Genomic DNA, 12420 nt, shown 5'->3' with positions numbered 1-12420 from the left:
GGGGCTCTGGTTTAGCGTAAACATAACCTTGAATAAGGTAAATCGCATGCTGAGCCAGATATTCGACTTGAGCCTGGCTCTCTACACCTTCTGCAATCATCTCACATTCCGCTTTGTTCGCTGCAGACACAATTGAGTCCAGCACTTTCAACTTTTGATCGTCAGATCCTATTGGATCAATGAACATCTTATCCACTTTTACACACCGGATGCCCAAATCTTGTAGGTAAGAAAAGCCACCATATCCGGTACCAAAATCGTCAATTTTGAACTTGTAGCCTTTATTCGTTAAATACAAAATCTCTTTTTTCGCGGCCTCAGTGTCTTTTACTGGTATTCTCTCGGTCAACTCAAAATGAATTCTATTCGAGATTGGCCAATTTAACTCCGACAGCAACTTCGTTAATACGCCTGACTCTAAATGGGAGGAAACAATATTGATGCTGACCCACGTATGCTCGGGCAAGTCACTTAAGTCTTGTATGATTTTACGAATAAGCTGATTGGTCATCGGGATAATCAGGCCACTTTCTTCTGCAGCACCAATAAACATATTTGGTGGCACCATTCCATCACGTCGCGACCATCGAATCAGAGCTTCATATCCTACTGTCTTACCATCGCGACTATCGACAATCGCCTGGTAGTAAGGAATAAATTCTGTATTACTAATCCCATTTTCAATTAGACCTGTAATGGATTTTCTCAAGCTTTTACCAGATATGTATGCAAAGGCAGTCACAAGACCAGCAAGCACACTTACAAGACCGCCCCACAAAAGTACTCTTTCCTGAGCATAATTTTTAAGTTTTTCACCGCTGTATATCTTGATGAGCATGTTGGCTTGAGACTCTCCTGAAAAGAAAAACTCTTTTGACAGTGCGTTTTCTTCTCCTGCAATATTCGCTTTGCCACGGCTTATCGTTAAATCACCAAATATTGGTTCATCATACTTAAACTCTACAAATAGGCAGTCTTTGCAAGGCGTTTTTATTACCTCGTTAACCCAACTGTTATCAAGTACCCAGAAGACTTCAACGTGTTCATTATCATAAATGACCATCCACTCTATTTGGTCATTCTGTTGCGGCAAAATAAGTGATGCGAAAAAGTTTTCATCCATCTGAAATCGTTCACTACTAGATGGGCGAGACACTTCACTACCAACCGTGGAACACGTTTTTCCGCCTTCTGTGGTCATCGCAATAAAACGAATGTAACGGTTATAAAAACGTGGGTCACGTAAAGTTCTTACATCACTATCACTACAAGTAAAATCTAACTGAGCAATCTGCTTCACTATTGCTCCGTCCAAATAGGCAGACCTTTGATTTAAATAATCTACGTAAGCATCTATTTTCGACGCTTTTACCGAGTTGACGTAAAAGTTGGTTATCGAATGAAAGGCCACTACAAATATGGCGATGGGAACTAAGCCGAGTAAAATGGCATACCTTGTATTCTTTGTTATCAAAGTTCGTCCTGCTAATCTGTCAAGCAACCTAAGTGGGATATGAATACTATCTCATTTTTATAGTCCAAAAAGTGAGGAATGACGCTCAATAAAATTATAGACTCAAGTGGCTTTCAGATGTCGGGATTTAGAATGTGAGCACCAAACCACATTCGAGGAGAACAAAGTAGCGACTAAGTGGAAAGTAAGAACGAGCCCAATTGTTAAGTCATCCGTAATAAAAGTGACGACTTGGAGCTTGAGCAATACTTTTTAGATAGGCAGCAGATACGCTAAAAAACAAAAAGGAAACGATTGATACCAACCGCTTCCTTGATTTGTTATTGCTATTTAAAAGCGCGTGAATTACGCCACTTCAAGAATCACTTTTTCCAACTTATCTAAACCTTCACTAAGCACTTCAGGCTCAATGGTTAGCGGCGGCAACAAGCGAATCACGTTCGCTTTTACCCCACAAGAAAGCAAAATCAGACCATTTTCTTGCGCTTTAGAAATCACCGCTTTGGTCATCTCTCGTAGCGGCTCACCCGTTTCAGGATCAGTAAATTCAATCGCCATCATCGCACCTGTAGTGCGGATTTCACCGATAGCAGGTACTGACTGTTGCAGCTTAGTCATTCGTGCATTGACCACTTCACCAATGCCCATCGCTTTAGTGCACAAGTTTTCTTCTTCGATGATTTTCAGCACTTCAAGACCAGCAACACAACCAAGTGGCGAGCCCGCATAAGTGCCACCTAAACCACCGGGTAGTGCAGAGTCCATCACATCCGCTTTCCCAACTACCGCTGAGATTGGGAAACCACCAGCAATGCCTTTCGCCATTGTCATTAGGTCTGGTTCAATGCCTAGGTACTCTGTTGCAAACATTTTACCGGTACGAGCAAAACCCGTTTGGATTTCATCGGCAATCAGCATGATACCGTGCTTGTCACACAGCTGACGCAAGCCTTGTGCAAACGCTTCAGGTGCTTTGTAGAAGCCGCCCTCACCTTGTACTGGCTCGAAGATGATCGCCGCAACACGCGATGGTTCAATATCACAAGCAAATAGATCGTCGATCGCTTGTAAGCTTTGCTCAACGCTGATGCCGTGAAACGCATTTGGGTAAGGCGCGTGGTAGATTTCGTTCGGGAAAGGACCAAAGCCCGCTTTGTACGGCGCAACTTTACCAGTTAACCCCATCGTCATGTTTGTGCGACCGTGAAAGCCTCCTTTAAACGCTATCACGCCGCTACGGCCTGTATGAGCGCGTGCCACTTTTACGGCATTTTCGACCGCCTCGGCGCCAGTGGTTAGAAAGATCGCTTTCTTCTTAGTCTCACCTGGTACAAGTTCTGTCAGCTTTTCAGCCAGCTCTACGAATGACGCGTATGGCGTAACCATCGCACACGTGTGTGAGAAATTGTCCAGCTGAGCTTTTACCGCTTCGCTAATGCGCTTGTGAGAATGCCCGGTGTTAGTTACCGCGATACCCGCTGCAAAGTCGATGTATTTGTTGCCTTCGATATCCCATACGTAAGCGTTTTCTGCTTTCTCTACGTAAAGTGGGTACAGTGCGCCCATGCCTTGAGCGATAACTTGGCTTCTTCTTTCGTGCAGTTGTTGGTTTGTCATTGTTTTGTCCTTAATTAGTTGCCGCCAAAGCAGAGATATTTCACGTCCATATATTCATCGATACCTTGTTTTGCTCCTTCGCGTCCGATGCCAGACTGCTTAACACCGCCGAAAGGAGCGACTTCAGTAGAAATCATGCCTTCGTTAATGCCAACCATGCCGTATTCGAGCGCTTCTGCGATTTTCCAAACACGGTGGATGTTTTGGCTGTAGAAGTACGACGCAAGACCGTAAATGGTGTCGTTCGCCATTTCGATCAGCTGTGCGTCACTGTCAAAACGAATCACTGGCGCGACAGGGCCAAAGATTTCCTCGGAGACAATCTTCATGTCGTGAGTAACGTCTTTGAGAACCACTGGCTGCATAAATAGACCATCGAGCTTTTTAAGTTCTGAAACCGGCTTCGCGCCTTGCTCGATAGCACCATCAATAAGCGTCTGAATGCCTTGCTTCGCTGACTCGCTGATAACTGGACCAATGTTGACCCCCTCTTCCAATCCGTTACCAACTTTGAGCTGCTGAACCGCAGCGTCAAACTTAGCAACGAATTCGTCATACACTTTGCTGTGTACATAGAAACGGTTCGCACAAACACACGTTTGACCTGCGTTACGGAATTTCGACGCCATCGCGCCTGCCACAGCTGCATCAATATCCGCATCATCGAATACGATAAATGGCGCGTTGCCACCGAGCTCCATTGAGGTACGTTTGATGTCAGCCGCGCTTTGCTGCATCAGCACGCTACCGACTTGAGTAGAGCCAGTGAAAGACAACTTACGAATCAACGGGTGTGAAGTGAAGATAGCACCGACCTGACGGGAGTTTTCCCCCAATACCACTTGCAGCACATCGCGTGGGATACCCGCTTGATAGGCAAGCTCTGCAACCGCAAACGCAGACAGCGGCGTAGATTCAGATGGTTTTACCACAAAGCTACAGCCTGCTGCTAAAGCTGGCCCTGCTTTGCGCGTGATCATCGCAATTGGGAAGTTCCAAGGTGTAATCGCACAGGCGACACCAATTGGCTGTTTGATGGTCACCAAACGCTTGTCCGCACTTGGCGCAGGAATCGTCTCACCGTAGGTACGCTTCGCTTCTTCAGCAAACCATTCGATAAAGCTCGCGCCGTAAAGCACTTCACCTTGAGCTTCCGCTAGCGGCTTACCTTGCTCTAACGTCATCAAACGGCCAAGGTCGGCTTTGTTTTCTAACAGGAGTTGGAACCAACGATTGAGCATGCCAGCACGCATTTTTGCTGGCAGTGCCGCCCACTCTTTCTGCGCCACACTGGCACGTTCAATGCCATTTAAAATGTCGTTTTCGGTTGAAACTGGTGCGTACCCGAGGAGTTCTCCGGTCGCCGGATTAGTCACTGCAATGCCCTGTTGTGGATTCGCTACCATAAACGAAACAAGGCTTTGGTTTTGTATCTGTTGCATGGTCATTCCTTTTGACAACTCATCATCGCCGCTAAGCCAGCGGCGAGTTTATGTTTAAGCAGGGATCTGCTGCGTAATACAGTGAATGTTCCCTCCGCCGAGTAGAACCTCTCTCGACGGTATCGCGATGATTTGGTATTCCGGCATCGCGTTTTGCAAAATATCGATCGCCATAGCGTCGGTCTCTTCGTCCAGCATCGGCAAGAACACATGCTCGTTGACGATAAGAAAGTTCGCATAAGAGGCACTTAGGCGTTCGCCAGCTTGTCGACTCATTCCCGAACTGGCGTCAATGCCATTGGCTTCGCGCTCGCTGTAATGCAACGGACCCGGTAATGGCAAACGGACAATTTCAATATTGCGCCCTTTCGCATCGTGCTGAGATTTCAGTACTTGTTCCGCTTGACGAGATAACGCGTATTGCGGATCACTTGGGTCATCGGTCCAACTCAGTACCACCTTACCCGGAGCGATAACGTGCATCAGGTTGTCAACATGGCCGTCTGTTTCGTCATTGAATAAACCATTTGGCAACCAAATGACTTTTTCGATACCGAGATACGCCTTTAACTGCTCTTCAATTTGCGCTTTGCTCAACTGTGGATTTCGCCCCGGACTAAGTAAGCACTCTTCTGTGGTGTAAAGGGTGCCTTCACCATCGGTGTGAATCGCCCCACCTTCAAGTACAAACGGTGCGCGGTAATGATCAATACCGATGATGTCGCACACCGAACCAGCCACAAGATCGTCTTGTTGCCAGTTATCGTAAAGCCCGTTGTATTCGCCGCCCCACGCGTTAAATTGCCAACTAATCCCACGGCGCTCGCCCGCCTGATTCACGAGCACGGTCGGTCCAATATCGCGCATCCACGCATCGTTAAATGGGATTTCCACCAAACGTACGTCTGAATGGAGCATTTGACGCGCTCGGTCAAAGTTGTGCGAGCATACCGCCACGCACACCTTGGTCACTTCCGCGATTAAGTTCGCGATTCTGGCGAAGGTTTCTTGCGCGGGTAATGCGTCATCACGCCAATTGTCTTTCCTTTCTGGCCACGCTAGCCAAACTTCACTAACCGGCTGAAACTCAGCCGGAAAATAGAAGCCATCCTGCGCTGGTGTTGTCGATAACTTCATTTTAACGCCTCTTTAAACGGCTAGTTTGCCAACGCTGGTGTAAAGGTCTGGACGACGGTCGCGGAACAAGCCCCACGCATGACGCGCTTTCGCTATCGCAGCGAGATCGATTTCTGCGTAAATGATGGTTTCACCTTCACGTGGTGCTTCGGCAATTTTTGCACCAGTGTGGTCAGTGATAAAAGAAGAGCCGTAGAACGTGGTCTCGATACCGTCATCGACCTCAGTACCTACTCGGTTTGACGCGATGACTGGAACGAGGTTTGCTGCCGAGTGACCTTGCATTGTACGTTGCCAGTGGTCACGTGAATCCAGTGTCGGATCTTGAGGCTCAGAACCGATTGCAGTTGGGTAGAAAATCGCTTCAGCCCCGTGTAGAGCCAAACTGCGTGCAAGCTCTGGAAACCATTGGTCCCAGCAAATGCCAGCACCGAACTTACCGAACTTGGTTTGCCACACTTTGAAACCGGTATCGCCAGGGCTAAAGTAGTACTTCTCGCTGTAGCCCGGGCCGTCAGGAATGTGTGACTTGCGGTAGTTATCTAGTACCGTGCCATCGGCATCTATCATTACTAGCGAGTTAAAAAACGTGTTGCCCGCTTTTTCAAAGTAGCTAACAGGAATAACCACGCCGAGTTCTTTCGCCAGAGCGCTCATCTCTTTAATGAGACGGCAATTCTCCGTTTCTTCCGCAAGCTCGAAATACTTTGCTTCTTGTTTTTTGCAGAAGTAAGGCGCAGCGAACAGCTCTTGCGGAAGAATCACGTTCGCACCGTTTTGTGCTGCTTCACGAATCGCCTTTTTTGCTTTGGCTAAGTTATCTTCCAGATCCCAGCTTTTCGTCAGTTGAAGGGCTGCAAATTTCACTACTTTGCTCATTTGATATTCCTTATCTCTTAAATCGCCAGTTTGTCACGTAGGTTATAGTAAGCCGCGCCCATTGCCGTAAACGGAATTTGGAAGTGGCGGCCCCCCGGGAAGGAGTAATGTTTCAGTGCAGCAAACGCGTCAAAGCGTTCTGCGTGTCCGGTCAATGCTTCTGCCAGCAACTTACCTGCTAGGTGAGTACACGTTACACCGTGACCGCTGTAGCCTTGTAGGTAGTAAATGTTGTCTGCAAACGAGCCAAATTGCGGCATGCGTGAGTAAGTCAGCAAGAAGTTACCTGTCCAGGTGTAATCAATCTTGATGCCTTTCAATTGTGGGAAGACTTTTTCCATCTTCGGACGGATCAGTGCTTCGATGTTTTCTGGGTCACGTGCTCCGTAAACCACACCACCTCCGAACAACAAACGCTTGTCGGCGGTTAAGCGAAAGTAGTCAAGCAAGTAGTTACAGTCTTCAACGCAGTAGTCACTGGTCAGCACTTGTTTTAACTGCTCATCACTCAAAGGCTGAGTCGCCACCACTTGTGTGCCACACGGAATCGCTTTGTTGCTGATGTTTGGTGCCAAACCACCAAGGTAGGCGTTACCTGCCAGTACCACGTACTTGCTCTTCACGCTGCCTTTCGCCGTTTTCACTACTGGGTTAATACCTTTATCAATCGACACGACCGCCGACTGCTCAAAGATTTGACCACCTAGAGACGTAAACGCAGCAGCTTCACCCAATGCCAGTTTAAGCGGGTGAATGTGACCACCGCGCATATCCAGTAAGCCGCCAGTGTATACTTTAGTGCCTACCGCTTGTTCTACCTCTCCTGCGTCAAGCAGAGTCAGTTGGTCGTTGCCGTAACGCTCCCAGTTCTTCTTATGTTCTTCTAGCCCTTTGAGTTGTTTACTGTTCAGTGCCGTGAACAAGCCGCCTTGCTTGTAATCACAGTTGATGTCGTATTTGTCGATCAGGCCACGGATGATATCGCCGCCTTCAAAAATCATATCGCACAGAGCTTTGGCTTGGTTTTGGTCGTAACGGCTTTCAATCACGTCAACATCTCGGCTGTAGCTGTTAACGATTTGGCCACCGTTACGACCAGTTGCTCCAAAGCCCACTTTTGCGCTTTCTAGCACAACGACTTTAAAACCTTTTTCTGCAAGGTGTAGTGCAGAAGAAAGACCAGAAAATCCCGCACCGACTACACACACATCGCACTCGATGTCGTTTTGCAACTGTGGGTATTCCGGCATGTTTGGCACAGAGTGCGCGTAGAACGAATCCGTATGCTTGTTCATAGAACTATTCCTTTATTTATCGTAATCGTCAGCAGGCTTAAGGATGGAGGCGAATCCAAGTGGTTTTGGTTTCGGTGAATTTTTCAATCGCGTGGAGAGACTTGTCTCGACCGTTTCCGCTCATTTTGAATCCACCAAATGGAACCGTCATGTCACCTTCGTTATAGTTGTTGACCCAAACCGAGCCGGCTTGCAGTCGTTTTGCTACGCGATGAACGCGGTTGATATTGCTACTCCAAAGTGCAGCACCTAAGCCGTACTTCGAATCGTTAGCGATCTCAATTGCTTGCGCTTCGTCTTTGAATGGAATGACACACAGCACCGGACCAAAAATTTCCTCTTGGGCGACACGCATCTTGTTGTCGACGTTGTCTAAAATGGTTGGGGAAACAAATGCGCCCTGCCCATCGACATCGCCGCCACAACGTACGTTTGCACCTTCTGATTCACCCAACGAGATGTATTCCAATACTTTTGATTTATGATCTTGGTCGATGAGCGCACCCATTGATGAACTTGGGTCCATTGGGTCTTTTGGCGTGAACGCTTTCGACGCTTGAATAACTTTTTCTATAAACTGCTCTTTGATGCTTTCGTGAACAAGCAGGCGGGTTGCCGCGACGCACACCTCACCTTGGTTGTAGAAACACCCTGCGGCGGTTTCTGCTGCTACGCGGTCTAAATCATCACAATCTTCAAACACGATGTTCGCGTTCTTGCCGCCCGCTTCTGCAAACACGCGCTTTAGGTTGCTCTCACCCGATCTGACCATCAGTTGACCTGCAATGCGCGTCGAGCCTGTGAAGGCGATGCAGTCTACGTCTTGGTGTTTCGCCAGCGCGTCGCCAGCTTCATGACCAAAACCCGTAATGACTTGGAAAACGCCTGTTGGTAAGCCCGCTTGAGAAGCAAGTTGACCTAGAAATATCGCGGTGAGAGAAGATTTTTCTGACGGTTTTAGAATCACGCTGTTACCAGCGGCTAAAGCAGGACCAAGCTTCCAGCACGCAAGCCAAAGGGGGAAGTTCCACGGTACAACCGCAGCAACCACACCAATTGGTTGATGAGAAATAAAAGCGTGTACATCTTTTTCGGTTGGGGCAACTTCGCCGTATACTTTGTCGATTGCTTCTGCGTACCAGCGTAATGCACTCGCCGCGCCAGGAATATCGGTAGAGAAGCTGTGAGAGATAGGCTTACCGGTATCAAGCGTTTCTAGCAGAGCCAATTCTTCTTGGTTTTGATCAATCAAGTCAGCAAACTGTTTAAGCACTGCTTTGCGATGAGCTGGGCTGCTCTCGCTCCACTGACCGGATTGAAATGCTTGGCGAGCGTATGAAACCGCGAGATCAACATCTTCATTTTGGCAACGGGCGATTTCGGTGAATATCTCATCTGTTGCTGGGTTAACTACCGGGATGGTTTGCCCTGTTAAAGCGGCACTGTATTCACCGTTAATGTACGCCCTGTTTTCGATGTTTAGATTGTTTTTTAGTTCAATCCATTGCTCTTGGGTTTTCATACGCTCTCCTTGTGATCACACAAGGCAAGCCCCCACTAAAATGTGGTTGGCGTATGCGCACTTATCATTCGACAAGCCTTGTCTGTGTGATTTGTAAATCGATGGGGCTTCGTCGTATCAATAATGTACGACTCGCCCGCTGTTATGACATGAGATTGCCCTTTATATTCCAGAGTGATTTCACCCTCTAATACGGTGCCAATCTCTTCGCCTTCGTGTTTGATTTCTGCCGCACCAGTGGTTCCATAAGGTGCGTATTCCTCGATCAAGAATCCGATGACTTGATCTTTGTCGCCATTCGTTACCAGTTTCATGGACACCGTCTCGCTCCCGATTTCCACAAGATCTGACGGCTTGATGACTACTTTCACTTCATCGTTCGAAGGTTGTTCAAAAGTGAAAAACTCTGATAACGATAAAGAAAATACATTAACGATTTTTTGTAGTGAGCTGACCGACGGGCTCACTTTGCCATTTTCAATGGATGAGATTGCACTGTGGGTAATACCAGCGCGCTCGGCTAGTTCCCTTTGTGACAATCCATGTTTTTTTCGTAACTGAACAATATTTTTACCAATCTCTTGATTGTCCATTCATACAGCTCCAAACGTTTAACGAGAGGTAGCCATCATAAATTCATTGAACAAAATTTGAGAGAAATGATTGGTTTTTGCTTCCCATTCTGGGTGCCACTGCACGCCAACGAAAAATTTTTGATTAGGGAGACTAAATGCTTCTACCAAGCCATCCGGGGCTTTAGCTTCTACTTGTAATAGAGGAGCAAGCTGATCGACGCCTTGGTTGTGTAGTGTGTTCACTTCAAAGAAGGTGGTGTTTTCCCAATGATTTTGCACCAGCCATTGTTCAAATAAGCTCTGCTTTTGAACTAGCACAGCGTGTGCTGGCGCGTATTTTTGTTCGAAATCTTCAACAGGCGCTTCACGATGGTCATTGAAGCCGGAGTCATGAACAGCTGGGTTTAATGAGCCGCCTAGTGCAACATTCATCTCTTGGAAACCGCGACAGATACCAAGGCACGGAATGTTTTGGTCTACCGCGTGACGAATTAACGTCAGTGATAGTTCATCACGTGCTTCATCTTTATGGCTTTCTTCATGTGTTGCACTGTATCGATGCGGAGCAACATTCGAATGACTACCAGGAAATAGGAAGCCATCACACATGTCTAATATGGTGGCTACGTCATCTCCCGACATTTCTGGAGCTAACATAATCGGTAGCCCTCCAAAATCCTTAACGGCGCGTAAGTAAAAATCGTTGACCGCTTGTATCTGATAGCCACCCAACTCTTTAGCGCAGCTAACCACACCAATGATGGGTTTGTGTGTATCTGCCATGATATGTCCGTGTTCAATTTATTTAACACAAACCCTACAAACCATGTACAAAATTATCAACACAGATGACCATTATTATCGTCACAACGTGATCCGACGCACTTTTTAGGCTTCAAAACTGAATATTTATGCTCATTATATTGAACAAAACAAAACCAACTGTTACAAAATAGTTAACAGAAAGACATAAAAACCAGCCGTTAAACATCAAAAACACAGTGTAAGTGCATGTTTAAATTAAAAATAACCTGAAAAACAAACAACTCGTTCAGAGTGCTGTAATTTATTTGTTAATTTGGTTATTTCTAATTTCTACTCGTCAGGCTATTTGGAGAAGAAAATGGAATCGTATCTACAGGAAGTACAAAATTTTAAACAAAAATGGCCCGATATTGAATTTATCGATCTCATCTTTACCGATATAAATGCCACCCCAAGAGGAAAACGCATCCCGATAGATGCTCTAGAAAAACTGAATAAAGGTGTTGCCCTCCCCCTTTCGACCATCACCCTAGATACCAAAGGTAACGTCGTTGAAACGGCCGGGTTGGGAGAAGATCTCGGAGAGCCAGATAATCTCTGCTATCCAATCAGCGGCACCTTAATGCCGACGGCAAAAGAACAAGTTGGTCAGCTACTGCTTAGTATGATGGATGAAACCGGGCAGCACCCTAACCCACTGTTCATCCGAAACATTCTCGCTTCTATATTGCAAACACTGCATGCTAAAGACCAATATCCTTGTGTCGCGCTCGAGCTGGAGTTCTATTTAATAGACAAAACCCGCGGCGAAAATGGCGAACCATTAACGGCAATTAACCCCACGAAAAAAACTCGAGAAAAAGATACCGAGGTTTACGACCTTGATGGACTAGATGACTACGCTGATTTCTTGGCCGACCTTAATCGAATTGCATTAGAACAAGGTTTAAACACTTCCGGAGCCCTATCTGAATCGGCACCAGGGCAGTTCGAAATCAACTTCAACCATTCTAAAGATGTACTTCGAGCATGTGATGAAATCATCATCGCAAAACGCTTGATTCGCCAGGTCGCTCATCAGCACGGATTTGACGCCACATTTATGGCGAAACCTTTTAGTGAGCAAGCGGGTAATGGCATGCACATTCATCTCAGCTTGGTTGATACAGATGGTAACAACCACTTTAGCCAATCAGACGGTCAAGCGAGCGCCTTCTTCTATCAAACCATGGCAGCGATGCTGTCACAAACATCCGATGCCATGGCCCTAATCTGTCCTAACGTTAACTCTTACCGTCGCTTTGTTCCTGGCGCTTACGTCCCAACCAAAGCCGATTGGGGAGAAAACCACCGCGGTGTTGCGTTGCGTGTGCCTATCAGCGATAGCAAAAATCGCCGTATAGAGCATCGTATAGCAGGCGCTGACGTTAACCCATACATTCTCGCTGCAGTAGTACTTTCCGCAGTATTAGCGAGTGAAAGCTACACCAAAGATCAATGTCCACCGACTCTCAGTGATGATGCAATTGAGTTACCTCTGCGTATGTCAGAAGCTCTAGAGCGACTGGAGCACAGTGAGCTAGCTCAATACATCTCAAGAGACTTTATCGATTTGTATCTAGCTTGCAAACAGAGTGAACTCGCAGAATTTGAGCGAGCGATTACTCCATTGGAAATCGACTGGATGTTGCACTCGGCATAAACAAAGGAAATG

At 46.8% G+C, this 12420-nt stretch carries 10 protein-coding genes; 1 reads left to right on the top strand and 9 read right to left on the bottom strand.

The annotated features are described in order from the left end of the window. From R7041_RS20545 to R7041_RS20505, 9 genes are all read right to left on the bottom strand, one after another. Positions 1–1474, bottom strand: a 1474-nt coding sequence (locus R7041_RS20545; protein ID WP_318128702.1) for an EAL domain-containing protein, incomplete at its 3' end; no start/stop codon positions are given. A gap of 345 nt (positions 1475–1819) precedes the next feature. Then, on the bottom strand, positions 1820–3091 hold the full coding sequence (gene gabT, locus R7041_RS20540) for a 4-aminobutyrate--2-oxoglutarate transaminase (protein WP_258478818.1): 1272 nt from the start codon (positions 3089–3091) through the stop codon (positions 1820–1822). 14 nt (positions 3092–3105) lie between these two features. Continuing rightward, the gene (locus R7041_RS20535) at positions 3106–4533 is read right to left on the bottom strand and encodes an NAD-dependent succinate-semialdehyde dehydrogenase (RefSeq protein ID WP_064368216.1); all 1428 of its coding nucleotides are present in this window, start codon (positions 4531–4533) and stop codon (positions 3106–3108) included. A gap of 54 nt (positions 4534–4587) precedes the next feature. Next, positions 4588–5670, bottom strand: coding sequence for an agmatine deiminase (gene aguA, locus R7041_RS20530; RefSeq protein ID WP_017633979.1), 1083 nt, complete (start codon positions 5668–5670; stop codon positions 4588–4590). A gap of 12 nt (positions 5671–5682) precedes the next feature. After that, positions 5683–6549, bottom strand: a complete 867-nt coding sequence (gene aguB / locus R7041_RS20525) for an N-carbamoylputrescine amidase (protein ID WP_033905196.1) — start codon at positions 6547–6549, stop codon at positions 5683–5685. A 17-nt stretch (positions 6550–6566) separates the two neighbouring features. Next, positions 6567–7844 carry an NAD(P)/FAD-dependent oxidoreductase gene (locus R7041_RS20520; protein ID WP_005377810.1) on the bottom strand — a complete coding sequence of 426 codons (1278 nt, stop codon included), beginning with the start codon at positions 7842–7844 and terminating at the stop codon, positions 6567–6569. Positions 7845–7881: 37 nt separating this feature from the next. Further along, the gene (locus tag R7041_RS20515) at positions 7882–9366 is read right to left on the bottom strand and encodes an aldehyde dehydrogenase (RefSeq protein ID WP_086046701.1); all 1485 of its coding nucleotides are present in this window, start codon (positions 9364–9366) and stop codon (positions 7882–7884) included. A gap of 35 nt (positions 9367–9401) precedes the next feature. Beyond that, positions 9402–9959, bottom strand: coding sequence for an HTH-type transcriptional regulator PuuR (gene puuR, locus R7041_RS20510; protein ID WP_005377813.1), 558 nt, complete (start codon positions 9957–9959; stop codon positions 9402–9404). 18 nt (positions 9960–9977) lie between these two features. Further along, complete coding sequence (locus R7041_RS20505; RefSeq protein WP_064368210.1) at positions 9978–10724, bottom strand: gamma-glutamyl-gamma-aminobutyrate hydrolase family protein; 747 nt, start codon at positions 10722–10724, stop codon at positions 9978–9980. Positions 10725–11064: 340 nt separating this feature from the next. Between R7041_RS20505 and R7041_RS20500 the strand changes: the two genes are divergently transcribed. Then, the gene (locus tag R7041_RS20500) at positions 11065–12408 is read left to right on the top strand and encodes a glutamine synthetase family protein (RefSeq protein ID WP_005377815.1); all 1344 of its coding nucleotides are present in this window, start codon (positions 11065–11067) and stop codon (positions 12406–12408) included. Positions 12409–12420: the final 12 nt, after the last annotated feature.

Origin of the sequence: Vibrio sp. 1751 (genome assembly GCF_033339895.1) — a bacterium.
In the GTDB taxonomy this organism is placed as follows: Bacteria; Pseudomonadota; Gammaproteobacteria; order Enterobacterales; family Vibrionaceae; genus Vibrio; species Vibrio alginolyticus.
This window is presented reverse-complemented; position numbering and strand designations above follow the sequence as displayed.